Below are 24525 nucleotides of genomic sequence, written 5' to 3'. Positions count from 1 at the left end.
CCTTGCAGGTTAGCGCCGCTTCAATCTTTCATTCAGCGTTTCAATGATAAACGCATTCAGCGAGGTTTCATTTTGCGCGGCAGCCTGAGACAGCCGCTCTCCCAGCGATTCAGGATAGCGCAGCGTAAAGGTCTTAATTTTTTCCTGCTCAGCATAGGGATTAATGCCGGAGTCTGCACAATCTTCCAGGTATTCGCGCAGCGAAATCTCGCCCTCTTTGTACAGCCCCTGTACGCTGTCAGAGACAAAATCACAGTAGCCTGACAGGCCAGTAAAGCGCCCACGGAACATGTTGAGTTCAGGAACATAGGTGATCACGGCGGGTTGCCCGGCGACATTAGCCAGATCTGAATTATTATTCATCTTTGACCTCCAGCGTTCTGCTTGCGGGCAGATGATCAGGTCCGAATTTCAATCCGGGCTTTGCGTCCCAGCTGAGCCAGCGCCAGCTCCACATTTTCGACTTTCGATGAGTGCTCTACATCCAGTAGTCGATCAACCTGTGGGCCATTCACGCCCAGCTGGCGTGCCAGATCGACTTTACGGGTGCCGGTTTCAATCATTGCGTTGTAAAGTGCCGCTTTCATTGCCACCAGTACAGGCACAGAGACAATGTACTCTCCTTCCAGCGGTTTACTGGCAACCGGAATCGGACGACGCGTATCCATCTCGAGAGAGATTGCCGTCACCAGTCCATCTTCGGCTTCTGCAAGTGCTTCCTCAACGGTGTCGCCGACGGAATGCAGTAACGGCAAATCACGACACGAGACCTCATAGGTATCGGTTTTGGCGTCATGAGTTAATCTGACGGCATAATTAAACATAGAGTTACCTCTCTGATCGGGCTCACAGGCCCAGATCTTTTAAAATTTTTCTGCGCGTACCTTCAGGCATTTCTTTCGCTCCGTGATCCGGAAAAATGGATTGCCTGTCGCCCAGGAAGACCTTGAAATGGCTGCTTCCACTGCGGTGCTTAGTCAAAATAGCGCCCTGCTGAATGAGCCAGCGTCTGAATTCACTGTACTTCATCGCGTTCCCTCGCTGTGTATAACAGCAAGAATAACATTGGTGATAATCAATACAACATTTATGTTGTGATGGATGCTGAATTTTCAAATGATTGATCAGGTTCAGCGTGATAACCGACTCCAGGAAAGTGAGTTATTGGCTTATGGCAGATTTGAGGCAGGAAGTTACTGACCAGCAGGCATAAAAAAAGCCGCTAATCAGCGGCTCTTTTTGCAGAGATCATCAATCTCTTCGGGTTCCGGTTCCGGCACGGCAGTGCAGTTGCTGGTATCGCGTTTCTTCAGTTCGTTCAGTGCGTCTGCCACGGTGCGTTTTGCCAGCACATCCAGCGACGCCTGCTCGGCTTCATCGGCTATCGACTTGAAGTACCAGCAGAGATTAGCACTGACCAGACAGCGCGGCGCAACGTCAGGACGCGCGGCCCAGATTTTTTTGTCTTCGATCACGGAGACATAGATATCCCGCAGGGTAATTTCCGCAGCAGGACGGCCCAGATGAATCGAACCGGTACGGCCCAGCGTGGAGACGATAATGCCGTCACGGGTCAGCGGGACCATTAATTTTCGTATGAAACTGGGATTCGCTTCCAGCCCGTAGGCCAGAATCGCGCTGGTAGAGCGTTTTCCCATTTGCTCCGCCATCGCTACGCTCAGAACCATTTGCAAAGCTGTCGGGAAGCGGTAATCAAGCATTTCTTTATCCTGAGTTGCGGTGCATCTTATTGTTTTATTGCCGCATAAGTGAACAATCAATGAGCAATAAATATAACAAACACTGTTGCTTTTTTGAAGCAAACCGGCGGTGACAAGGCACGTATTCACCAAAGGCTGAGGCCCGATAGCACAAGGTGCTTAGCCTGCTAACTGCCCTCTTCCTGCGGAGCAGGAAGAACCGTTCCGTTATGCCGTGGTGGCCGATGCCGCCGGTAATCGCTGCTTCAGTGCCATAACCAGTACCACGTTAAAGATTGCCAGGGCGCAAAGCAACCACAGCGTCGCCGATGCTCCCATCTTTTCAAACACATATCCACCTATCAGCGGCGTCAGTGCCTGCCCCATCAACGCCGGACGGGCCATTTTACCCACCACGATCGCATAGGACTCTGGTTTGACCATCGCCAGCGGTAAAGTTCCGCGCACGATGGCACGTAAGCCATTTCCTGCGCCATACAGCACCATGCTCAGCAACGCCATCTGCGGAAACAGTGCCAGTAACAGCAAGCCCAGCGCCACCAGCCCGACGGAAAAAAAGGTGGTGCGGATGGGATGGCTGCGTTCAAAGGCTATATCGACGAGTCGGGATCCCACCTGGCACGGACCAAGTACGGCGCTGATCGCCAGCGCCGAGGTCAGCGTATGGCCACTCGCCTGCAACAAGGCGATAAGCTGCACGGAAATAGCCGTCATGATCACTGACGCCAGGGTAAAAATGGCACACAGCAGCCAGAACAGCGCAGGCGCAATCTCCACCGTGCCAGGCTGCGGACTCAGTCGTTTCACCGGCCGCTTAGCATGACTGTCGGGTAAAGCAAACAGATAGGCGGGCAGCACGCAGACGACCATCAGTGCCGCAATAATCAGCGACGCGTTTCGCCAGCCGAATCCGTGGATTAACAACGCCGTTCCCGGCCAGACCAGCGTAGTGCAGAAGCCAGATATCAGGGTGATACCGGTGATCGCTGCACGCGCCTGACCGCCATAGCAGGTGCCGAGCGTGGCAAATAGTGCGTCATAAAGGCCCATCGCCATACCGATGCCAATAATTACCCAGGCAAACAGAAACAGCGGCAGAGAGTGGCTATAAGCCATGATCACCAGCCCCACCGCCATCACCATGCCACTCAGCGCCAGCAACAGGCGGCCACCGGTACGGGCGATAATTCTGCCAGCCAGCGGTGACAGCAGGCCCGATACCAGAATCCCGGTCGAGAGCGCGCCATAAATCCACTGCTGTGACCAGCCTGTCTCAGCCGCAATCGGATTCGCCATCACTGCCATCAGGTAGAACGACCCGCCCCACGAGAGGATCTGCACCCAGCCCAGGGTAATAATGGCGGCGATAGCGGGTTTGTTGTTCTGATTCACAAGCGTTCTCTTGGTTAGCAGGCGAACCGTTTTTATAACATGTTCTGCGATAAGCCAAAATGCGTGATGCCCTTTCGACTGGATAGCCAGGCAGGCCGCACGGTTTTGAGTAAAACACTTTTAGTATGTTGTAACTATAGCGTGCTTGCATCCTCGTCAGGCTTCTGCCACATTGTGGACGTTGTAACTATGGAGGCACAACATGACGCGCTACGACTTAGTGGCTGATATGCATCAATGTGTAAATGACCTGGAACTGGCGCTGGGTGAATTGCGTCAGCAGATTGAAGCGCAGCCTCTGCTGATCGCCCGCGTCTTCAGCCTGCCGCCGGTGGTTAAAGGCCGCGAACATGAAGCGATCACCCGGATTGCCGTCGAGCAGCATCTCGGTGAGAGCGCGTTAAAGATGGCGCTTGACCACTACTGCCGCCTGTTTATGCAGCATCAGTCAGAACAGCTGAGCACCAAGGCTGCCGTGCGCTTACCTGGCGCGCTCTGTATCGAATGCGACGCGCAGCAGGAAGCGGAGATCGGCGCACTGGTCGACGTCATCAATCAGCTGAAAGCACGGCTGGAGCAGCTGATTACGGTGGACTCTGGCCTGCCGAGTGAGGCGCGTTTTGAGTTTGTCCACCAGCATTTGCGCGGGCTGATCACCCTGAATGCCTATCGCACTATCACCCTGCTGAGCGCACCCGACAGCCTGCGTTTCGGCTGGGCCAACAAGCACATTATCAAGAATCTCAAGCGCGAAGAGGTGATCGCCCAGCTGGAAAAAAGCCTGAAGTCGGGACGTGCAAAAGCGCCGTGGTCACGTGAACAGTGGGCGGAAAAAGTGCAGGAGGAGCTGGCAAGCGTGCGTGCCCTACCCGCCTCGGCACGATTGAAAATCAAGCGCCCGGTGAAAGTCCAGCCGGTTGCACGCGTCTGGCGCGCGGATGAACAAAAACAGACTCAGCTGGCCTGTCCTTCACCGATTCTGGTTATCTGTCGCGATCGCAGCCAGGTTCCGGTACTGGGCGAATTGCTTAACTACGATGCCGATAATATTAACCATCGTTATAAACCTGCTGCAGAACCGCTGAATCTTTTAATCCCCAGACTGCATCTGTGGGTCGATTGTCCGATATAAATTAAAAAGGCCAGCATTCGCTGGCCTCTGACCCACTCAAACCCTACGACTTCATGCTGCCGACCATCTCTTCCGGCCGTACCCAGGCATCAAACTCCTCTTCGGTAAGATAACCCAGCTTCAGCGCCGAGCCTTTCAGCGTCAGCCCCTCTTTGTGCGCCTTCTTGGCAATTTCTGCCGCTTTGTCATAACCAATATGGGTATTCAGCGCCGTCACCAGCATCAGCGATTCGTTAAGCAGTTGATCGATGCGCTCACGCACCGGCTCAATACCGACCGCGCAGTGATGATTAAAGCTGTCCATGCCATCCGCCAGCAGGCGAATCGATTGCAGGAAGTTATGGATTACCATCGGACGGAACACGTTAAGCTCAAAGTTACCGGATGCGCCGCCCATGTTGATCGCCACATCGTTACCCATCACCTGACAGCAGAGCATGGTCATCGCTTCGCACTGGGTCGGGTTAACTTTACCCGGCATGATGGAGCTGCCTGGCTCATTTTCCGGGATGGCGATTTCGCCGATGCCGCAGCGCGGGCCGGAAGAGAGCCAGCGCACGTCGTTCGCGATTTTCATCAGCGAGGCGGCCAGCCCTTTCAGCGCGCCATGTGCATGCACCAGCGCATCACAGGTTGCCAGCGCCTCAAACTTGTTTGGCGCAGTGACAAACGGCTGCTGCGTGAGATCGGCCAGCGCCTTCGCCACGCGCACCGCATATTCCGGATGGGTATTCAGGCCGGTGCCTACTGCGGTGCCGCCCAGCGCCAGTTCCGCCACGTGCGGAATGCTCTGCTCAATATGCTTAAGGTTATGCTCCAGCATCGCCACCCAGCCGGAAATCTCCTGGCCCAGGGTCAGCGGCGTGGCATCCTGCAGGTGAGTACGGCCAATCTTGACGATATCTTTAAAGGCGTCGGACTTCTGGCTCAACGTCTTTTTCAGTACCTGAATCTGAGGGATCAGCTGTTCGCGCAGGGCGATAACGGCGGCAACGTGCATCGCCGTCGGGAAGACATCGTTGGAGCTCTGGCTCTTGTTCACATCGTCGTTGGGATGAACCAGCCTCGCCATACCACGCTCGCCGCCGAGGATTTCACTGGCGCGGTTCGCCAGCACTTCATTCATGTTCATATTGGTCTGGGTGCCGGAACCGGTCTGCCAGATCGCCAGCGGGAATTCATCCGCATGCTTGTCAGCCAGCACCTCATCGGCCGCGCTGACAATCGCCTCGGCGCGGTCAGCGGGCAGCAGTCCCAGATCGCGGTTAACGCTGGCCGCGGCGCGCTTGGTCAGTGCCAGCGCATGCACCAGCGCGGTCGGCATTTTTTCGGTTGAGATGCGGAAGTGTTCCAGTGAGCGCTGTGTCTGCGCGCCCCACAGTTTGTCTGCCGGTACGTCGATGGGGCCCATTGAATCTTTCTCAATGCGATTGGCTGCCATGAATACGTCTCCTTCATCTGGTTTTTAAAAGAATGACCGCCCGGTACGTCATTACGATCGACTGCCGGGCGGTCAGGATAGTAATACACAATAATTTAACATTATCAGAGCTTAGCGTCCTTTTGCGCTGGAGATGTATTTTTACCGGCAGTTTCTGCTTTAATACTGGCAATAATTTCCCGTGATAAAGGGTTATACAATGCAAAAAATGAACAATACGCTGCAAAACTACGCATGGGGCAGCAAAACTGCGTTGACTGAGCTTTACGGAATCGCTAATCCACAGGGGCTGCCGATGGCGGAACTCTGGATGGGCGCACATCCGAAAAGCCCCTCCACCGTGATTGACCAGGACAGCGAGCGTTCGCTGCGTGACGTGATTAATGCCGCGCCTGCCGCCATGCTGGGCGAAGCGGTGGCACAGCGTTTTGGTGAACTGCCCTTCCTGTTCAAAGTGTTGTCTGCCGATCAGCCGCTGTCGATTCAGGTCCATCCCAGCAAACGCGCGGCCGAAGTGGGCTTTGCCCGTGAGAATGCGGCGGGTATTCCGCTGACAGCTGCTGAGCGTAATTATAAAGATGCCAACCACAAGCCGGAGCTGGTCTTCGCGCTGACGCCCTTCCAGGCGATGAATGGCTTTCGCACCCTGACGGAGATGGTTTCACTGCTGGAGCCGGTTGCGGGCGCACATCCACAGATTGCCCATTTTCTGCAGCATCCCGATCAGGATACGCTGGCCGCGCTCTTCTCTACCCTGCTGTCACTGGAGGGTGAGGCAAAATCGCTGGCGCTGGGCATCCTGAAATCCGCGGTTGATGCACAACAGGGTGAGCCGTGGCAGACCATTCGCATGATTGCGGCAGAGTATCCTGACGACAGCGGCCTGTTTTCACCACTGCTGCTGAACGTAATCACGCTGCAACCGGGCGAGGCGATGTTCCTCTACGCGGAAACCCCGCACGCTTATCTGAAAGGCGTGGCGCTGGAGGTGATGGCAAACTCCGATAACGTGTTGCGGGCCGGTTTAACCCCGAAATATATCGATATCGCCGAGCTGATGGCGAACCTGAAGTTTGAAGAGAAGCCAGCCAGCACCCTGCTGACCGAGCCGGAGCAACAGGGCAATGCGCTGCGCTTCCCGATTCCGGTGGAGGATTTTGCTTTTGCCATTCATACCCTGAACGCAGAGCCACAGCCGCTGGCGCAGCAGAGCGCCGCAGTGCTGTTCTGCATTGAAGGCCAGACGGTGATCGCCAAAGGCGAGCAGCAGGTGACGCTGAAACCAGGTGAATCCTGCTTTATTGCCGCCAGCGAATCCCCCGTAACGGTCGCAGGCACGGGCCGACTGGCGCGGGTATTTAACGACTTAGGGTGAAGCGGCTGACGGAGTGCCTGTTAACTGCTATTATTTCAACCTATTAGCTTTTAAACGCCTGCGGGCGTTTTTCTTCAGTCGCTGGGGTAAACCTGCGGCATAAGCGGACTCAAGGATAAGGACGAATCAGCAATGAAAAAGACCAATGTTGCCGTAGGTGTCATCATCGCACTGGGCGTAGTCTGGACTGGCGCGGCATGGTTCACCGGCAAGCAGATTGAAAGCCACAGGGATGAGCTGGTGCAGAACGCCAATGCCCAGCTGAATGCTTATGCCCCTAACAGCCGACTGAAGATCAACTATCAGGACTATCAGCGCGGCGTGTTCAGCAGCAAAGTGAATCTGGTGATTCAGGCCAACTCGCAGACGGAAGATAATCCCCTGCTGAAACCAGGCCAGAGCATCATCCTGAACGAAACCATCGATCATGGCCCTTTCCCGTTTGCTCAGCTGAAGCATTTCAATCTGATCCCGAGCATGGCGTCGGTTCATACCGAACTGGCTAACACCGATGCAGTGAAAAAGCTGTTTGAGCTGACCGGCAATAAGTCACTGATTAACGCCGATACCCGTATCGGCTACAGCGGTGCCACCGATACGGCGCTGCGCGTTCTGCCGGTTGATTATCAGAATGCGCAAAGCGGCGAGCGTCTGGCCACCAATGGGGGCACCTTCAACGTCAGCGCGGATAACAAAGGCGACAAAGTGTCGCTGGACAGTGACGTTGATAGCCTCGCGCTGACCAGTAAAAATGAGATGGGCCAGCCGGTGCTGTTCACCATTAATGGTCTGAAGCTGAGCGGTAACACCCATCTCAGCCCGGAAGGCGTACGTATTGGCGACCAGTCAGTGGATATTGAGAAGGTCAATGCCAGCATCAATGGTCAGGACGCCCTGACGCTGCACAAAATGAAAGGCACCTCCTCTTTCGATAACAGCGCCGGTAAGATTGGCGGCAATATCGACTACAAGGTTGAAGGCATTCAGCTGCAGAAGCAGGATTTTGGTCAGGCAGCGCTGAAGATGAAACTGTCACAGTTTGATGCGCAGGCGGTAAAAGCCTTCTCCGATCGTTACAACGCGCAGATGCAGGAACTGCTGAGCCAGCCTGGCGTCGCGGAAGATCCTATCCGCTACCAGGCGGGTGTGCATCAGATTCTGATGAGCAACCTGCCGATGCTGCTGAAGGGCTCACCTGCGATCAGTATCGCCCCGCTGAGCTGGAAAAATGATAAAGGTGAAAGCACCTTTAACCTGAACGCTAATTTCAACGATCCCTCAGCGGTGACCGGCGAAGCCCAGACACTCAGCGCCATGGTTGATCGGGTACTGAAGAGCCTGGACAGCAAGCTGGTCATCAATATGCCAATGGCGACCGAAACCATGCATAAAGTGGGACTGGCTGAAGGATATCAGGCCGATGACGCACAGAAGCTGGCAGATCAGCAGGTGAAAGGACTGGCAGCGATGGGTCAGATGTTCCGCCTGACCCAGCAGCAGGATAACAATATCGTCACCAGCCTGCAGTATACCAACGGTCAGGTGAACATGAACGGCGACAAAATGACGCTGGAGCAGTTCCTCTCCCGCTATATGCTGGGTATGCCGACCAGCGAAGGGATGCCGCAGTAATTTTTCTCTGTTCCTTTAAAGGCGACCTCCGGGTCGCCTTTTTTATGCCGAGCCGCGAATAACCAGCTGCGGCGGCATAATCACGTTCTGACGGGCGGCATCGGGTTGCGCTATCCGTTGCAGGATACGCTCAGCTGCCACACGGCCAATCTCCCGGGCTGAACTGGTGACAAACGTAAGCGGCGGATCGGTCAGTTCCGCCTGCGGTTCATCGCCAAAGCCCATCAGAGCCAGCTGCTGATCGTAATAGCTGTCGACTGCACCCCGCGCGAATGTTCGCCCGGTGCGCAACAGCCCAAAATAGCATCCCAGCGCGGTAGTGGCGTTATAGGCCAGCACGGCAGTCAGCCGCGGATGGTGCTGAAACAGCTGTACCGCCGCGTCAGCCGCCTCTTTTTGCGTGTTACCGCATTCAATAATCCACTCAGGCCGGAACGGCAGCCCATATTGCAGCAGGGTGGCGCAGTAGCCGCCAAGACGTTCTGCCCGGGTCAGTGATGCGCTATGGCCGCCCAGCCAGGCAATGCGCTGATGCCCCTGACGAATCAGGTATTCTGTGGCCAGACGCGCAGCCTGAGCATTATCGGGGCGGATAGCATCCACCTCCTCCAGGCTACTGGCGCGCGCGGCACAGACTAAGGCCATATTCACCTCTCTGGCCCGCGTCACGATCTGGCTGGCCTTATCGGCACCGCCTCCCAGCACTACGCCATCCACTCCCTGAGCGACCAGTGACTCAAAGCAGCGATGCAGATGTTGTCCCTGGGCACCGCTCTGCGTCAGGAACAGCAATTTGCCCTGCTTCTCCAGCGCTTCACTCAGGCCTGCCGTCATTTCGGCATAAAATGGCTGGCTGAGATCGCGGACGATCAAGCCAATCACGCCACTCTCACCCCCGCGCAGCATGGTTGCCGAACGGTTACGCACGAAACCGAGTTGCTCAATGGCCTCGTTCACGCGCGCCATGGTGGCCACAGAGATCCGTCCTTTGCCGGATAACACCAGCGATACCGTGGTCACCGACACGCCCGCCGCCGCCGCAACATCATTGATGGTGATTTTACTCATCAGATTACTCAACTGAACTACAGCATTAGAAAACAAGGTAAAACGTTACACCTTATGACGTCAGAATTATATCGTCCATGACCTGAAGAGTGTGATTCAGCGCGCATAAGATCCAGGTAAAACGTTTTATCATCCCGCCACTTCACTCAGTGGTCCGTTTATCCAGGAGCGTTCATGTCACCCTCTCACCAAAAAATGTCCGTCTGGGAATTTTTCCAGAGTCTGGGGAAAACCTTTATGCTGCCGGTTGCCCTGCTTTCCTTCTGCGGCATCATGCTCGGGATTGGCAGTTCGCTGAGCAGTCGTGATGTCCTGACCCTGTTACCCGTGCTGGATCACCCCTGGCTGCAATATCTGTTTCTCTGGATGGCCAAACTGGGATCGTTCGCCTTTAGCTATCTGCCGGTGATGTTCGCCATTGCGATTCCGCTGGGTATGGCGCGCGAGAACAAGGGCGTGGCAGCGTTTGCCGGCTTTGTGGGGTATGCCGTGCTAAACCTCAGCATCAACTTCTGGCTCAATATCCACGGCATTCTGCCAACCACCGATGCCGCCCTGCTGAAAGCTAACAACGTACAGCCGATCCTGGGGATCCCGTCGATCGATACCGGCATTCTGGGCGCGGTCATTGTAGGTATTGTGGTGTTCTGGCTGCATGAGCGCTTTCATAACATCCGACTGCCCGATGCGCTGGCCTTCTTTGGCGGCACCCGGTTTGTGCCGATTATCACCACGCTGGTGATTGGTTTACTGGGACTGGTCGTCCCGCTAATCTGGCCTTTTTTCGCGCGGGGTATCACCGGATTAGGCTGGATGATTAACAGCGCGGGTGATTTCGGCCCGATGATTTTTGGTACCGGCGAACGTCTGCTGCTGCCGTTTGGCCTGCAGCATATTCTGGTCGCCATCATGCGCTTTACCGATGCAGGCGGCACACTGGATGTGTGTGGCAAGAGCGTGAGCGGTGCCTTAACCATTTTCCAGGCGCAGCTCGCCTGCCCGGAAACCCACGGTTTTGCTGAAAGCGCGACCCGCTTCCTGTCACAGGGTAAAATGCCTGCCTTCCTCGGTGGTCTGCCAGGTGCCGCCCTGGCCATCTATCACTGCGCGCGACCGGAGAATCGCCATAAGATCAAAGGTCTGTTGATCTCCGGCGTGGTGGCCTGCGTGGTTGGCGGCACCACCGAACCTATCGAATTCCTGTTTCTGTTTGTCGCCCCGTTCCTTTATCTGATCCACGCCCTGCTGACCGGCGTTGGCTTCAGCATCATGGCGATACTGGGCGTCACTATCGGCAATACAGACGGCAATATCATCGACTTTGTGGTGTTTGGAGTGCTGCACGGGCTGTCGACCAAATGGTACTGGGTGCCCGTTGTTGCAGCGATATGGTTTGTCGGTTACTACCTGATTTTCCGTTTCGCCATTCTACACTTCAATATCAAAACACCGGGCCGCGAAGTGGAAAGTGCCAGTGCGGTTGCGCAGCAGGTCAGCAATGCCGGTAAAGGTAAATCTGGCTATAACTCACCTGCTATTCTGGCTGCACTTGGCGGCGTGGAGAATATTACCTCGCTGGATAATTGTCTGACGCGTCTGCGTCTGACCCTGGCGGATATGAGTAAAGTGGATGATGCGGCGCTGAAAGCCAACGGCGCGATAGGAGTGGTCCATCTTAATCAGACCAGCCTGCAGGTAGTTATCGGTCCACAGGTGCAGTCGGTGAAAGATGAACTGTCACACCTGATGAATGTCACTGCCTGATGTGTCGGAGCCGATAATGTTTAACTTTGATGAAGTCATCGATCGCCGCGGCAGCTGGTCTACCCAGTGGGACTTCGTGGCTGACCGCTTTGGCGTCCCCGATCTGCTGCCGTTTACCATTTCGGATATGGACTTCAGAACTGCGCCAGCGGTTCAGCAGGCGCTGGCGCAGCGCGTAGCACATGGCGTGTTGGGTTACAGTCGCTGGCAGCATGACGATTTTCTTTCCGCCTGCTGCCACTGGATGTCCAGCCGTTTCGGCTACCAGCCCGATGCTGACACGCTGGTTTATGGCCCCTCGGTGATCTATATGGTGGCGCAGATGCTGCGCCGCTGGAGCAACCCGGATGATGAAGTGGTGCTCCACACCCCCGCCTACGATGCTTTTTATAAAACGGTACGCGGCAATCAGCGACAGGTGCTGGAGATGCCGCTGAAGCGGGATAACGGTAGCTGGCGATGTGATATGGCCGCGCTGGAGATGCGGCTGGCGCGCCCGCGCTGTAAAATCCTGTTGCTCTGCAGCCCGCACAATCCCACCGGCAAAGTGTGGACAGCAGCTGAGCTGCACCAGATGGCGGCGCTCTGCGATCGTCACGGCGTGCGGGTGATCAGCGATGAAATCCATATGGATATGATTGTGGGTAATCAGCCCCATACTCCGTGGGCCAGCGTGGCGCGCAGTGACTGGGCGCTGTTTACCTCGGCGTCGAAAAGCTTCAACGTGCCAGGCCTGACCGGTGCATGGGGGATCATCCCGGATGCGGCAGACAGAGCCGCCTGGTTTCAGGCGCTGAAAAATGCTGACGGCCTTTCGTCTCCGGCCGTGCTGGCCGTCACGGCACACGTCGCGGCTTACCGTCAGGGCGCACCCTGGCTGGATGCGTTACGCAGCTATCTTTTTGGCAATTTTGCGCGGGTTGCCGATCGGCTTAACGCTGAGCTTCCCTCACTTGACTGGCACATTCCCGAGGCGACCTATCTCGCCTGGCTCGATATCAATCCGCTGGGCATTCCTGAAGAGCCACTGCAACAGGCGCTGATCCAGCAACGGGTCGCAATTATGCCCGGATCGACCTACGGTGATGCAGGCAAAGGGTTTTTGCGTCTTAACGTTGGCTGTCCGCGCAGCAAAGTTGATGAGGGCGTTTCACGCCTGATTGCAGCGATCCATCATTTACAGAAGTGACATTAACCGGCGAGGCAACCATTGCTCGCCGGTTATGCGTAATTAAGCAGCATCCGGCGCGGCTGTTGCGCAAATAGCTGGCGCTGTTGCGCAAGATATTTTTATAATGCTCTGCACTTCACCGACAACTGAGCGAGTGCGCCATGATCGATTCTAAAATTCCTCTGACTGATATTCACCGCCACCTTGATGGCAACATCCGTGCACAAACCATTCTCGATTTAGGTCGCCAGTTTAACCTCGCCCTGCCTGCTTCCACGCTGGAGACGCTGCGTCCACATGTACAGGTCGGCCAGAATGAGCCTGACCTGGTGAGCTTCCTGCAGAAGCTCGACTGGGGTGTGAAAGTGCTGGGTGATCTGGATGCCTGCCGCCGGATCGCGCAGGAGAATGTCGAAGATGCCGCCCGCGCGGGCATTCACTATGCTGAACTGCGTTTTTCCCCTGGTTATATGGCGATGACCCACAACCTGCCGATTGCCGGTGTGGTTGAAGCGGTAATCGAGGGCGTGCGCGCAGGCCGTCAGCAGCACGATATCGACGTGCGTCTGATCGGTATTATGAGCCGTACCTTTGGCGAAGATGCCTGCCTCAGCGAACTGGAAGGTTTGCTTGCCCATCGCGATCACATCACCGCGGTCGATCTGGCGGGTGATGAGCTGGGCTTCCCGGGCAGCGAGTTCCTGAGCCACTTTACCCAGGCGCGCGATGCCGGTTTCCGCGTTACCGTCCATGCGGGCGAGGCGGCCGGACCCGAGAGCATCTGGCAGGCGATTCGGGAGCTGGGTGCAGAACGTATCGGTCACGGCGTGAAGGCGATTGAAGATCGCGCGCTGATGGATTTCCTGGCGGAGCACCGTATTGGTATTGAATCCTGCCTGACCTCCAATATCCAGACCAGCACCGTGCCATCACTGGCGCAGCATCCGCTGAAGACCTTCCTTGAGCATGGCATTCTGGCGACGATTAACACGGATGATCCGGCGGTTCAGGGCATTGAACTGGCGCATGAGTATCATCACGCCGCACCGGCTGCCGGTCTGAGCGCGGCGCAGATTCGTCAGGCGCAGGAAAATGGTCTGACAATTGCGTTCCTTAGCGAAGCAGAGAAAGCGGCTCTTCGCGCACGGGTGCAGTAATCGGCTGGTATCAGCCATAAAAAAACGGGATGGATATCCGTCCCGTCACTCTGCTGCTCCAGCACACTCAGGGCCATTCTGACAGCCACGCATATGCTTGACGCGCAGGGAACATGGTCAGAAGAGGAAAGCGTCCCGCGCCAGGACGGCGCGGGCCGAGCATGCCATGGATGGCAGCTTTTGCGTCTTTCCGATCTGACCGTGTTCCCTTCGCCGGCTCGAACTCCCCGCTAAAACAGCAAACATAACGGGCCGGATATCCGGCCCGTTTCGCTTTTTTACTTATTGCGTTTTAAGCACCGACCGATTAAACGCGCTTCAGCGACATCGTCTGGCGTTTCTCGGCGGATTGCAGCCCAAGCTCGATCAGCTCCATCACATGAATCGCCTCTTCCGCTGTCACCGGATTGTTACCACGTCCGGCAATCGCATCGCGGATGCCCGCATAGTAAGCGGGATAGTTGCCTGGCTGGGTCAGCTGGGTCGTTTCGGTCAGGGAATCTCCGTCAACCAGCGTCAGAGTGCCATCACGCATGTCATAGCCCCAGTCTTCCTGCGGCGGGAAATCACCTGACTTCAGGCGATCTTCCTGCGGATCAAGACCATATTTGACGTAACTGCCGCGCGTGCCGTGGACGGTATAACGGGCAGATTCTGCCGCTACCAGCATGCTGGCGTGCAGCACGACACGGCGCTGCGGATAAGTCAGCGTCGCGTGGAAGTAGTCGGTAGTCTGCGCGCCCGGACGCATCTCGGCCAGATCAACCGTGATAGCGACCGGCGGGCCAAACAGCTGCAGCGCCTGGTCCAGCAGATGCGGCCCCAGGTCATACCAGATTCCGCTGCCTGCGCCTTTCATTTCACGCCAGCGATTACGCACTTCCAGACGGAAGCGGTCAAAGTGCGATTCGAAGTAGCGCACTTCACCCAGCGTACCGGCCTCAATCAGCGATTTCAGCGTCAGGAAGTCACTGTCCCAGCGGCGGTTGTGGAACACCGACAGCAGCAGCCCTTTGGCTTTCGCCAGCGCATCCAGTTCGCGCGCTTGTGACAACGTCACGGTGAACGGCTTATCGACCACCACATGTTTACCGGCGTTCAGCGCCGCTTTTGCCAGCGGGAAGTGCGTGTCGTTGGGGGTAGGAATAACGATCAGTTGCAGAGTCGGGTCGTCCAGCAGCGCCTGAGGGTCGGCCACTACCTTAACGGCGGGCCAGTCGGCGTGGACTTTGCTGGCGTCGCTACTGGAAATGGCTGCCAGCTCGACGTCCGGCGTCCCCGCAATCAGCGGGGCGTGAAACGTTTTACTGGCAAAACCGTAGCCGATCAGACCAACACGTAATTTATCGCTCATTTGGATTCCTCTCAGAGCCTGATTGACCAGACTCTTAGTTGATAACCTGATTGATTTAAGACTATTAACCAAATGACGACAAGCCGGAATTCCCCGAAAAAACTAAGAGATAGCACTTCGCGCCAGCGGCCAGGCGGTCTGAGCGGCCAGGCTGTCGTGCGCATCCTGATTACGGCGGCGGAAGTCGCTGGGACTGACGCCGACCCGCTTGCGGAACACCCGTGAGAAGTAGAGCTGATCGTCATAGCCCACTTCACGTCCTACCGAGGCGATCGGCTCCTGGGTGGTCTGCAGCAGCAGTTTCGCGCGGATTACGCGCTGATCTTCACGCCAGCGCAGCAGGTTCACGCCCATCTGCTCGCGGAACAGATGCGCCAGCCGCGACGGCGACAGACAGACGTGGCGCGCCACCTCTTCAATCTTAACCTCGCTGGCGAGATGGTTGGTGACGTACTGGCAGGCTTCAATCACGCGCGGATCGCGAATTAACTGATGGCTGCGTGGATCTTCTTCAACGGCGCGCAGCAGCAGCCGTTCCAGCAGGTTCATCGCCAGCTCTTCCGCAAAGCGACGGCCCGAATTGTGGGTCTGTTCGATACTGGCAAACAGGCGGTCAAATTCGCCGCGCAGCGATTCAGGCAGCAGCAGACGTCCCACGCCCTCCTGCTCATCCTGCCAGCGCAGCCAGTCATGCCAGTAGGCACGCGGGCGGAAATAGACCCAGCGGTGAAACCACTGTGGGCTGTCCGGCGCGCGACCATAATAGTGAGCCGTTTTCGGCTGAAACAGCAGCATTTCGCCAGGTTCGCAGTCAAATGCCCGCTCGCCGTCAAATACCCGCCCTTTACCTTTGATAGTGAGATTCAGAATGTAACCTTTCATGCCGTGCGGGCGATCGATAAAGAAATCGAGCGGACCATCGGCGGTGATCGGCGTCAGCCCCGCCACCAGCCAGGCATTGAATGAATAGCCCGGCAACAAGGGGTTTTGCTGCTCGGCCGGTAATTCGCGGTGATACATAGCGTCCTCACTCAGTCTGTTATTGTTCGGATAGCCCGCAGAGGCTTCTGCCTCTGCGGGCCAACGGCTCGCTCAATCAGGCTTTTTTCTGTTTGTAACGGTCAAAAATCACCGCTGCTAACAGTATCAGACCGCGTACCACATACTGTGAGAATGGCGAGATATTCAATAAATTCATCGCATTCTCTACCGTGCCGAGGATCAGCACCCCTGCCACCACATAGGAGATTTTACCGATGCCGCCCTTCAGCGAAACGCCACCCAGCACGCAGGCAGAAATCACCACCAGCTCATAGCCGATGGAGGTCATTGGCTGGCCGCTGGTCATACGTGACGCCAGGATGATGCCCGCCGCCGCTGAAACCAGACCGGAGAGAATGAAAATGATAATGCGGGTACGCACCACTGGCACACCGGCCAGACGTGCTGCTTCTTCATTGCCGCCAATCGCCAGGGTGTTACGGCCAAAGGTGGTTTTGTTGAGCAGGAAGCCGAAGATCAGCATCGTAGCCAGGGTCAGCCAGATTGGCGCAGGTACGCCAAGCCAGTTAGCAAAGCCCAGTTCGAAGAAACGCTCATCTTCGATACCGACCGCTTTACCGTCAGAGAAGATATAGGCCAGGCCGCGGACAATCTGCATGGTCGCCAGCGTGGTGATCAGCGCATTGATCTTGAGTCGGGCAATCACGAAGCCGTTGATAAAACCGGTGATCATACCAAGTACCAGGCCGGCACCCACACCAATCCACAGGCTTTCGGTCATGTTAATCACCACGGCGGTAACCACACCCGCACAGGCGATGACGGAAGCGACAGACAGGTCAAAATCACCGGAGGCCAGACAGAACAGCATGCCGCAGGCGACCATGCCGGACATCGACATTGCCAGCCCTAAGCCTTTCATATTGATAAACGAGCCGAAGTTCGGCACAAAGATCGCACAGACAATAAACAGCAGTGCAAATACCACCAGCATGCCGAAGTTGTCCCAGATGCGACCTAACTGCAGGCCGCCGCGTGAAGCGGGCTGCGGCGTATTTGAGGTCGTGGATGAAGCCATGATGATCTCCTGTCAGGCCACGGCGGCCGCTTGAGTGGTTTTGGGCATCGCCAGGCTCAGCGTCTGCTGCTCCGTGGCGTCGTCGTGTAGCAGTTCACCGGCAATGGCACCTTCGCGCATCACCACGATGCGATCGGCCAGGCCCATCACTTCCGGTAAATCGCTGGAGGCGAACAGCACCGCAATGCCCCGGTTCGCCAGCTGATAAATCAGGTTATAGATTTCATGTTTGGCACCAACATCGATACCGCGCGTTGGCTCATCCAGCAGGATTACTTTCATATCCTCTGACAGCCAGCGTCCCAGAATCGCCTTCTGCTGGTTGCCGCCGGAAAGGTTCATGATCAGCTGATCGGCGCTGGGCGTTTTGATGTTCAGCGAGCGGATATGGCTGTCGGCATTTTTATTTTCCCAGCCGTTTTTAATCAGGCAGCCCGCAGTAAGGTTATGACGGCGGGCGCTGATGTTGATGTTGTCGCGCACCGAATGCACCGGAATAATGCCCTCGGCTTTGCGATCTTCCGGGCAGAGCATAATGCCCGCACGGATGGCATCGATCGGCTCCCGCAGCGGCAGCGGTTTGCCGTCCAGAATCACCTGACCGCCGCGCAGACGCGTGCCGCCAAACAGCCCTTTCAGCAGTTCACTGCGACCGGCACCGACCAGGCCAAACAGGCCGACAATTTCACCGGCATGGACTTTCAGCGAAATCGGCGTCCGCACGCCCTTCGCTTCGACCTTATCCAGCTCCAGCCGCACCGCGCCTTTGGCACGCGGTGAATAGCCATAGATATCACCGAGGTTTCGTCCCACCATCGCCTGCACCAGATCGTCGTGATGGGTGTTAGCCATGTCAGTAAACGTCCGCACGTAGCGGCCATCTTTAAAGACGGTGATGGCATCGCTAAGGGCGAAGATCTCCTCCATGCGGTGCGAAACGTAGAGCACCACCCGGCCCTCCTCGCGGAGCTGACGGATGACGCGGAACAGGTTGTCGATTTCACGCGCCGACAGGGAGCTGGTTGGCTCATCAAAGGCGATAATGCGCGCGTTACGCGCCAGCGCTTTGGCAATCTCCACCATCTGCCACTGCCCCAGCGACAGGTATTTCAGCGGCATATCGGGATCGATATCCATGCCGAGATTTTTCAGTTGCAGGCCCGCCTCGAAACGCATCAGCTTACGGTTGACCAGCCCATGTTTGTGCGGGATCTGACCGAGATAGATGTTCTCTGCCACGCTCATTTCCGGCACCAGATGCAGTTCCTGGTAAATAATGGCGACGCCCGCGTCCAGCGCATCGGTGGTGCGCTGAAAGCTCATCGGCTGGCCTTTAATACGAATCTCACCGCCGCTCGGCTGATAACTGCCGCTGAGTATTTTTAACAGCGTCGATTTGCCTGCGCCGTTCTCGCCCATCAGAGCATGGACCTCACCGCCACGGCAGTCGAAGGAGATGTCCTGCAACGCTTTGACGCCAGGGAAGGTTTTACTGATGCCATGAAACGACAGAAATGCTGAATCAGTGTTCATGTTTTTCCTCACTCTTTCGCGCCACCGGCCAGTTATGGCGGGCGGCGCGAAATTGGCTATTAAGGATGCCAGGCGACAAACTGCCTGGCAGGCTCAGGGTTACATCAGTCCTTTTTTCGCCAGTTCAGTTTTGAAGTTGTCACGGGTGATCAGCACCACATCGGTAACTTCGGTGAATTTCGGTGGCTCTTCACCTTTGCTGACCCAGTTGTAGAGCATCTGGCTGCTTTTGTAGCCGTGGATATCCGGGCTTGGCAGCAGCGATCCGTAGAAGCCGGTTGCCTTCTCTTTCGACAGTTCACTGATGGCGTCCACGCCGTTGATGCCGATACCGATGACGTCAGCCGCTTTAAAGCCCTGACCTTCGGTCGCGCGCACGCCGCCCAGCACGGTGTTGTCGTTCATGCCGACAATCAGCCAGTGTTTGACTTCAGGATGCTGAACCAGCAGAGAGTTACCGGCGTCAAACGCGCCAGGGATGTCGTTAGATTTGGTGGGGACCTGGTAGATCTGCGCTGCCGGGAAGCCAGCGGCTTTGATGGCGTCCATGGAGCCGCCGGTACGACGACGAGCGGTGTCGAGTTCGTTGGCGGTAATCGCCATCACGCCGGTGGTTTTCACATCCCAGCCGCGTTTCTGCATCTCTTTATAGAGTTCCTGACCCTGACGCTCACCAATTTTGGTCGCGGCCATCATCACCAGCGGCACGGTATCCATTGGTTTGCCTTTGGCGGTGACGAACTGGTCATCGACCGCGATGACTTTCAGACCGTAGCCACGCGCTTTTGCCATGATGGCAGAGCCGAGTTTCGGATCGGGCGTACAGATAACAAAACCTTTCGCGCCGTTAGCCGCCAGGCTGTCGATGGCATTCAGGGTTTTTTCACCATCCGGCACGGCAATTTTAATGACATCAAAGCCAAGATCTTTGCCCGCTTTGTCGGCGAATTTCCATTCAGTCTGGAACCAGGGTTCCTCTGGTTGCTTGACTAAGAATCCCAGCTTCATGGTCTCGGCGATAGCGGATTGTGACATAACCGCTGCCAGGCCGATGGCCGCGAACGCTTTAGTGAATTTATGCATGATGCTCTCCGGTACCAGGTTATTTTTCGCTGCTAATAACGAATCGGTGTAAACGCTACCAGTTTGTTTTGTTTTGTGGGTACAGCCATAAATCAGTGCGTTAGGCTGGCATGTGCTGACAGACTGTCCAGACGCTGGGCTAGTTTTAGCGGTATTAGCGAAGAAAAATGTAGAGCGGTATCACATCTTAAAATCACGACAAAATGATCCATATATTCAGCAAATTTAACCGGACCTTAACTTTTGCAATGGATCACAAAATCACTGCCGATGACAGAAAAGTGCATATTGTCAGCCAGCGATGACTAACTGATTTGGCGCGGCGAACCCAGGATACAGGAGTTAACTAACTACAGGAGATTCCGATGCGTGCTGGAGCCATCACCCTTGGGCTGGACTTTGGTAGTGATTCGGTGCGTGCGCTGGCCGTGGATTGTCATAGCGGCAAAGAGCTGCAGAGTGCGGTGTTCAGCTATCCGCGCTGGCAACAGGGCTTATACAGCGATCCGCACACTAACCGTTTTCGTCACCATCCACAGGATTACATCGACGCCATGGAGCAGGCACTGCTCGGCGTGCTGAATGCACTGAGTGAAGATCAGCGCAACGCCGTGGTCGGCATTGGTGTTGACAGCACCGGTTCGACCCCTGCCCCTATTGACCGCGACGGCAACGTGCTGGCGCTGCGTCCGGAGTTTGCCGACAACCCCAATGCGATGTTTGTGTTGTGGAAAGATCACACCGCTATAGAAGAAGCAGAAGAGATTAATCAGCTGTGCCACAGCGGCCGCTTCCAGGATTACAGCCGCTACATTGGCGGGATTTACTCCTCAGAGTGGTTCTGGGCGAAGATTCTCCACGTGTCGCGTGAAGATGCGGCCGTGCGTGACGCCGCTGTCTCCTGGGTCGAGCTGTGCGACTGGGTGCCAGCCCTGTTAAGTGGCACCACCGCACCTGACAAATTGCGCCGCGGCCGCTGTGCGGCCGGGCACAAGGCGCTGTGGCACGGCGACTGGAATGGTTTGCCCGATGTCGATTTTCTCAATGCGCTGGACCCGCTGTTAACGCAGCAGCTCGACTCTCCTCTGTTTACCGATACCTGGACCGCTGATCTGCCTGTCGGCACGCTTAGCCCCGAATGGGCGCAGCGTCTTGGCCTGACGCAAACCGTGACGCTTTCGGGTGGCGCATTTGACTGCCATATGGGCGCGGTCGGTGGCGGTGCCAAACCCTATACCCTGGTGAAAGTGATCGGCACCTCAACCTGCGACATCCTGATTGCGGATACTGAAAAGGTCGGCGATCGCGACATCAAAGGCATCTGTGGTCAGGTCGATGGCAGCGTAATGCCAGGCGCTATCGGGCTGGAGGCGGGTCAGTCTGCCTTTGGTGATATCTACGCCTGGTTCAGCCGTTTACTGGGCTGGCCATTGCAGCTGGCGGCGCAGCAGCATCCGGAGCTGAAGCCTCAGCTGGCTGAGATGCAAAAGAGTCTGATTAAGGATCTGACCGAGGCCTGGGCCGCGAACCCGCAGCTCGACCATCTGCCGGTGGTACTGGACTGGTTTAACGGTCGCCGCACGCCAAATGCCAATCAGCGACTGAAAGGGGTGATTACCGACCTCAATCTGGGCACCGATGCCCCCGCGCTGTTTGGTGGTCTGGTCGCCGCCACCGCATTTGGCGCACGCGCAATTATGGAGTGCTTCGAACAGCAGCAGATCCCGGTCGAGAGCATTCTGACCCTGGGCGGCATCGCGCGGAAATCCCCGGCGATTATGCAGGCCTGCTGCGATGTGATGAACCGCCCACTGGATATCGTCGCCTCTGACGAGTGCTGTGCGCTGGGTGCGGCCATTTTCGCCGCCGTCGCCGCCGGTGTGCACGCCAGCGTTCCCGACGCCCAGCAGGTGATGGCCAGTCCGATTGCCGTGACGCTGCAGCCCGATCCGGCGCGCGTCGCCCGCTATCAACAACTTTATCAACGCTATCAACAGTGGTGCGTGGCGGCTGAACCGCAATATGCCGCCCGCCCCGCTTCCGCTAAGAGCCTATCCCACCAGGCGTAATTGTTGCAGGCAGTCTGGACACGGACAGCGCGGAACAACCGGAGCGTACAGGATTACTCGCTACGCTCGCCCTTTCAGGGCCGCCCTGACGGGCGTTCAGGTTGCTAAAGCAGCCTGTGTGAGCACTGTCCAGGTTCAGACTGACAAATAAAATAGCCTATTGGGTAGGCTCAAAGTAAAGGAGTGGTTTATGGAACAGTCAAACAGCTACAGCGTGTGGTTTGTCATCGGCACGCAGCACCTCTACGGGGCGGAGACGTTACGCCAGGTTGAACAGAATGCACGTCAGGTGGTCGAGGGTTTAAATCAGGCCGGTTTACCGCTGCGTCTGGAGCTGAAACCGCTGGTTAAGTCACCGGATGAAGCGCTGGCCCTGTGTCGCGACGCCAATTATGACAAGGAGTGCGTCGGTATCATTACCTGGCTGCACACCTTCTCCCCGGCCAAAATGTGGATCGGTGGCCTGAGCGTGCTGAATAAGCCGCTGCTGCAATTCCATACCCAGTTCAATGCGGAGATTCCGTGGGACAGCATGGACATGGACTTTATGAACCTGAACCAGACCGCACACGGCGGCCGCGAGTTCGGTTTCATCGGCGCACGTATGGGCCTGCAGCATAGCGTGGTGACCGGTCACTGGCAGGATAGCGCCAGCCAGCAGCGCCTCGGCAACTGGATGCGTGCAGCACTGACAAAACAGGCCAGTCAGCAGCTGAAAGTCGCGCGTTTTGGCGACAACATGCGTGAAGTGGCCGTGACCGAAGGCGATAAAGTCGCCGCGCAGATTCAGTTTGGTTATTCGGTGAATGGCTGGGGTGTCGGCGATCTGGTTGAGGTGATCAATGGCGTCAGCGATGGCGACGTGAATGCGCTGGTCGACGAATATGAAAGCCTTTATCGCTTTACCGATGTCGCCGCTTCAGGCGGCGAAAAGCGTCAGAACGTGCTGGATGCCGCACGCATTGAGCTGGGTCTGAAGCGTTTCCTGGAAGCGGAAGGCTGTCACGCTTTCACCACCAACTTCCAGACGCTGCACGGCATGACGCAGTTGCCAGGTCTGGCGGTTCAGCGTCTGATGGGTCAGGGTTATGGCTTCGCAGGTGAAGGTGACTGGAAGACCGCTGCGCTGCTGCGTATTTTCAAAGTGCTGGCTGGCAATCGCAAAGGTGGCACCTCCTTTATGGAGGATTACACCTATCACTTCTCACCTGGTAACGATCTGGTCCTCGGCTCACATATGCTGGAGGTCTGCCCGTCGATTGCCATTGAAGAGAAGCCATTGATCGATGTGCAGTTCCTGGGCATTGGTGATAAAGCCGACCCGGCGCGCATGATTTTCTCAACACCAGCGGGTCGCGCGATTAACGCCAGCGTAATTGATATGGGTGATCGTTTCCGTCTTTTGGTTAACGTGGTGGATGCTATCGAACAGCCGAAACCGCTGCCGAAGTTGCCGGTTGCGCGCGCACTGTGGAAAGCCCAGCCGTCACTGGCGACCGCATCCGAAGCGTGGATTCTGGGCGGCGGCGCGCACCATACGGTGTTCAGTCAGGCGCTGACGCTGGATGATATGTATCTGTACGGTGAGATGAACGATATCGAAGTGCTGGTGATTGATGAGCACACGCGTTTACCTGCGTTTAAAGACGCGCTGCGCTGGAACGAAGCGTATTACCGTTTGAAACGTTAAAAACTGTTTTTTGGCGCTTTAATTGTCTATGAAAAAGATTGATTCATAGACGGTAAAGCGCCGTTTGTTTGAAAATCAGTGCTATTCAGTCGGGAATGGCGGGCGTTCCGTAAAGTCGCCGTAAATACATCCCTGTAGGCTCGGCCGCCGGTCTACTCGCCTTATCCATGAGGCTCGCCCGCGAGCGGGCCAACGCTTCGCGCTGTTCAAAAACGCTCCCGGCGTTTTTGTCCATGCGGCGGACGCTTTACTCCACTGCCCATCATTCCCTCCTTTATTTTAGATCTGAGTGATTGTTTTAAAAGCTAAATTCCTGCTCTTGCACTTTCCCCCACCAGCCTGTATTGCTTGTAGCCTGACAAAAACAAAGGTCGCCAGCGCCATGCAAATTGCCGAGCTAAACCAACATCCCGGCTTCGCCGGACAAACCGCACAACTGTTGCACACTGAATGGTCACATCTTCCTGTATGGTCTCACCCGCCTGCCATCCTTGAGCGTTTAAAACAGCGCAATCAGAAACCTTCGGCAGAATTTACCCTTATTGCCACGCCGGATGGTGAAACGGTGGTCGCGACCTGTAGCGTCATTCGCTATGAACTGGATGACATTCCGGCACGAGAATTCTGGATTGGTGAGGTGGTGACGGACAAGGCATTCCGGGGTCAGGGCGTGGCAAAAGCGTTAATACAGCAGGCGATTGCGCGAGCCAGACAACAGCAGATTAGTGAACTGTGGCTCTATACACCCGATCAACAGGCGTACTATCAGCGTTCAGGGTGGCAGGCGGTGGAACAGCGGCAAATCGCGGGTGAAGAGGTCACGGTAATGGTGCTGCATCTTGCGCAGTAAAAGGCGGCTCCTG

At 56.3% G+C, this 24525-nt stretch carries 21 protein-coding genes; 9 read left to right on the top strand and 12 right to left on the bottom strand.

Translation table 11 applies throughout. From position 1 onward, the window contains the following. Positions 1-9: 9 nt before the first annotated feature. The 5 genes from FOV68_RS01145 to FOV68_RS01125 form a co-directional block, all read right to left on the bottom strand. Positions 10-363 carry a type II toxin-antitoxin system HicB family antitoxin gene (locus FOV68_RS01145; RefSeq protein ID WP_143990189.1) on the bottom strand — a complete coding sequence of 118 codons (354 nt, stop codon included), beginning with the start codon at positions 361-363 and terminating at the stop codon, positions 10-12. A gap of 35 nt (positions 364-398) precedes the next feature. Continuing rightward, positions 399-824, bottom strand: coding sequence for a type II toxin-antitoxin system HicB family antitoxin (locus tag FOV68_RS01140; protein ID WP_010245317.1), 426 nt, complete (start codon positions 822-824; stop codon positions 399-401). A 22-nt stretch (positions 825-846) separates the two neighbouring features. Next, entirely contained in the window at positions 847-1029 is a 183-nt protein-coding gene (locus FOV68_RS01135) for a type II toxin-antitoxin system HicA family toxin (RefSeq protein WP_010245321.1), read from the bottom strand. 197 nt (positions 1030-1226) lie between these two features. Then, positions 1227-1721, bottom strand: coding sequence for an Rrf2 family transcriptional regulator (locus FOV68_RS01130; protein WP_010245324.1), 495 nt, complete (start codon positions 1719-1721; stop codon positions 1227-1229). A gap of 207 nt (positions 1722-1928) precedes the next feature. Continuing rightward, the gene (locus FOV68_RS01125) at positions 1929-3113 is read right to left on the bottom strand and encodes an MFS transporter (RefSeq protein ID WP_143990188.1); all 1185 of its coding nucleotides are present in this window, start codon (positions 3111-3113) and stop codon (positions 1929-1931) included. A 202-nt stretch (positions 3114-3315) separates the two neighbouring features. Here FOV68_RS01125 and tus point away from each other — a divergent pair, with 202 nt between their 5' ends. Further along, positions 3316-4245: a DNA replication terminus site-binding protein gene (gene tus / locus FOV68_RS01120; protein ID WP_033757557.1), complete on the top strand. Its 930-nt coding sequence runs from the start codon at positions 3316-3318 to the stop codon at positions 4243-4245. A gap of 43 nt (positions 4246-4288) precedes the next feature. Here the strand turns inward: tus and fumC are convergent, their stop codons facing one another. After that, a complete protein-coding gene (fumC, locus tag FOV68_RS01115) occupies positions 4289-5686 on the bottom strand; it encodes a class II fumarate hydratase (protein WP_010245332.1) in 1398 nt (465 codons plus the stop codon). 199 nt (positions 5687-5885) lie between these two features. Between fumC and manA the strand changes: the two genes are divergently transcribed. Together manA and FOV68_RS01105 are read left to right on the top strand one after the other, a co-directional pair. After that, positions 5886-7061 (top strand): mannose-6-phosphate isomerase, encoded by a 1176-nt coding sequence (gene manA, locus FOV68_RS01110; RefSeq protein ID WP_143990187.1) that lies wholly within the window; start codon positions 5886-5888, stop codon positions 7059-7061. Positions 7062-7193: 132 nt separating this feature from the next. Further along, positions 7194-8693 carry a YdgA family protein gene (locus FOV68_RS01105; RefSeq protein WP_143990186.1) on the top strand — a complete coding sequence of 500 codons (1500 nt, stop codon included), beginning with the start codon at positions 7194-7196 and terminating at the stop codon, positions 8691-8693. Between the two features lie 42 nt (positions 8694-8735). On the opposite strand, the gene malI is transcribed toward FOV68_RS01105, so the two are convergent. Further along, positions 8736-9761: a Mal regulon transcriptional regulator MalI gene (gene malI, locus FOV68_RS01100; protein WP_115758588.1), complete on the bottom strand. Its 1026-nt coding sequence runs from the start codon at positions 9759-9761 to the stop codon at positions 8736-8738. Positions 9762-9935: 174 nt separating this feature from the next. Between malI and malX the strand changes: the two genes are divergently transcribed. From malX to add, 3 genes are all read left to right on the top strand, one after another. Further along, positions 9936-11525, top strand: coding sequence for a maltose/glucose-specific PTS transporter subunit IIBC (malX, locus tag FOV68_RS01095; protein ID WP_031593591.1), 1590 nt, complete (start codon positions 9936-9938; stop codon positions 11523-11525). A gap of 16 nt (positions 11526-11541) precedes the next feature. Further along, positions 11542-12714, top strand: coding sequence for a MalY/PatB family protein (locus FOV68_RS01090; protein ID WP_143990185.1), 1173 nt, complete (start codon positions 11542-11544; stop codon positions 12712-12714). A 143-nt stretch (positions 12715-12857) separates the two neighbouring features. After that, complete coding sequence (gene add, locus FOV68_RS01085; RefSeq protein WP_010245359.1) at positions 12858-13853, top strand: adenosine deaminase; 996 nt, start codon at positions 12858-12860, stop codon at positions 13851-13853. Between the two features lie 307 nt (positions 13854-14160). On the opposite strand, the gene FOV68_RS01080 is transcribed toward add, so the two are convergent. The 5 genes from FOV68_RS01080 to FOV68_RS01060 all read right to left on the bottom strand — a co-directional run bounded on the left by FOV68_RS01080 (position 14161) and on the right by FOV68_RS01060 (position 19903). Continuing rightward, a complete protein-coding gene (locus FOV68_RS01080; protein ID WP_010670085.1) occupies positions 14161-15207 on the bottom strand; it encodes an oxidoreductase in 1047 nt (348 codons plus the stop codon). Positions 15208-15309: 102 nt separating this feature from the next. Next, positions 15310-16227 carry an arabinose operon transcriptional regulator AraC gene (gene araC, locus FOV68_RS01075; protein ID WP_003853440.1) on the bottom strand — a complete coding sequence of 306 codons (918 nt, stop codon included), beginning with the start codon at positions 16225-16227 and terminating at the stop codon, positions 15310-15312. Positions 16228-16303: 76 nt separating this feature from the next. After that, the gene (araH, locus tag FOV68_RS01070) at positions 16304-17287 is read right to left on the bottom strand and encodes an L-arabinose ABC transporter permease AraH (RefSeq protein ID WP_010245363.1); all 984 of its coding nucleotides are present in this window, start codon (positions 17285-17287) and stop codon (positions 16304-16306) included. Between the two features lie 12 nt (positions 17288-17299). Further along, on the bottom strand, positions 17300-18820 hold the full coding sequence (araG, locus tag FOV68_RS01065; RefSeq protein ID WP_010245364.1) for an L-arabinose ABC transporter ATP-binding protein AraG: 1521 nt from the start codon (positions 18818-18820) through the stop codon (positions 17300-17302). Positions 18821-18919: 99 nt separating this feature from the next. Next, positions 18920-19903, bottom strand: a complete 984-nt coding sequence (locus tag FOV68_RS01060; protein WP_010245365.1) for an arabinose ABC transporter substrate-binding protein — start codon at positions 19901-19903, stop codon at positions 18920-18922. Between the two features lie 365 nt (positions 19904-20268). Between FOV68_RS01060 and FOV68_RS01055 the strand changes: the two genes are divergently transcribed. The 3 genes from FOV68_RS01055 to FOV68_RS01045 all read left to right on the top strand — a co-directional run bounded on the left by FOV68_RS01055 (position 20269) and on the right by FOV68_RS01045 (position 24512). Beyond that, on the top strand, positions 20269-21972 hold the full coding sequence (locus FOV68_RS01055) for a ribulokinase (protein ID WP_031591459.1): 1704 nt from the start codon (positions 20269-20271) through the stop codon (positions 21970-21972). Between the two features lie 190 nt (positions 21973-22162). Continuing rightward, positions 22163-23662, top strand: a complete 1500-nt coding sequence (gene araA, locus FOV68_RS01050) for an L-arabinose isomerase (protein WP_134160014.1) — start codon at positions 22163-22165, stop codon at positions 23660-23662. Positions 23663-24044: 382 nt separating this feature from the next. Continuing rightward, positions 24045-24512, top strand: a complete 468-nt coding sequence (locus tag FOV68_RS01045; RefSeq protein ID WP_143790063.1) for a GNAT family N-acetyltransferase — start codon at positions 24045-24047, stop codon at positions 24510-24512. Positions 24513-24525: the final 13 nt, after the last annotated feature.

The organism is Pantoea sp. paga, from assembly GCF_007558755.1.
In the GTDB taxonomy this organism is placed as follows: Bacteria; Pseudomonadota; Gammaproteobacteria; order Enterobacterales; family Enterobacteriaceae; genus Pantoea; species Pantoea agglomerans.
Note: the sequence above shows the minus strand (reverse complement) of the source record. Positions and strands in the feature narration are given on the sequence as shown.

Coding starts and splice junctions, on each gene's coding strand:
- FOV68_RS01135 (WP_010245321.1), bottom strand. CDS start 1,029: ATGAAGTACAGTGAATTCAGACGCTGGCTCATTCAGCAGGGCGCTATT.
- FOV68_RS01055 (WP_031591459.1), top strand. CDS start 20,269: ATGCGTGCTGGAGCCATCACCCTTGGGCTGGACTTTGGTAGTGATTCG.
- araC (WP_003853440.1), bottom strand. CDS start 16,227: ATGTATCACCGCGAATTACCGGCCGAGCAGCAAAACCCCTTGTTGCCG.
- FOV68_RS01080 (WP_010670085.1), bottom strand. CDS start 15,207: ATGAGCGATAAATTACGTGTTGGTCTGATCGGCTACGGTTTTGCCAGT.
- araG (WP_010245364.1), bottom strand. CDS start 18,820: ATGAACACTGATTCAGCATTTCTGTCGTTTCATGGCATCAGTAAAACC.
- tus (WP_033757557.1), top strand. CDS start 3,316: ATGACGCGCTACGACTTAGTGGCTGATATGCATCAATGTGTAAATGAC.
- add (WP_010245359.1), top strand. CDS start 12,858: ATGATCGATTCTAAAATTCCTCTGACTGATATTCACCGCCACCTTGAT.
- araH (WP_010245363.1), bottom strand. CDS start 17,287: ATGGCTTCATCCACGACCTCAAATACGCCGCAGCCCGCTTCACGCGGC.
- FOV68_RS01130 (WP_010245324.1), bottom strand. CDS start 1,721: ATGCTTGATTACCGCTTCCCGACAGCTTTGCAAATGGTTCTGAGCGTA.
- FOV68_RS01090 (WP_143990185.1), top strand. CDS start 11,542: ATGTTTAACTTTGATGAAGTCATCGATCGCCGCGGCAGCTGGTCTACC.
- manA (WP_143990187.1), top strand. CDS start 5,886: ATGCAAAAAATGAACAATACGCTGCAAAACTACGCATGGGGCAGCAAA.
- malX (WP_031593591.1), top strand. CDS start 9,936: ATGTCACCCTCTCACCAAAAAATGTCCGTCTGGGAATTTTTCCAGAGT.
- fumC (WP_010245332.1), bottom strand. CDS start 5,686: ATGGCAGCCAATCGCATTGAGAAAGATTCAATGGGCCCCATCGACGTA.
- FOV68_RS01045 (WP_143790063.1), top strand. CDS start 24,045: ATGCAAATTGCCGAGCTAAACCAACATCCCGGCTTCGCCGGACAAACC.
- FOV68_RS01145 (WP_143990189.1), bottom strand. CDS start 363: ATGAATAATAATTCAGATCTGGCTAATGTCGCCGGGCAACCCGCCGTG.
- FOV68_RS01105 (WP_143990186.1), top strand. CDS start 7,194: ATGAAAAAGACCAATGTTGCCGTAGGTGTCATCATCGCACTGGGCGTA.
- FOV68_RS01140 (WP_010245317.1), bottom strand. CDS start 824: ATGTTTAATTATGCCGTCAGATTAACTCATGACGCCAAAACCGATACC.
- FOV68_RS01060 (WP_010245365.1), bottom strand. CDS start 19,903: ATGCATAAATTCACTAAAGCGTTCGCGGCCATCGGCCTGGCAGCGGTT.
- malI (WP_115758588.1), bottom strand. CDS start 9,761: ATGAGTAAAATCACCATCAATGATGTTGCGGCGGCGGCGGGCGTGTCG.
- araA (WP_134160014.1), top strand. CDS start 22,163: ATGGAACAGTCAAACAGCTACAGCGTGTGGTTTGTCATCGGCACGCAG.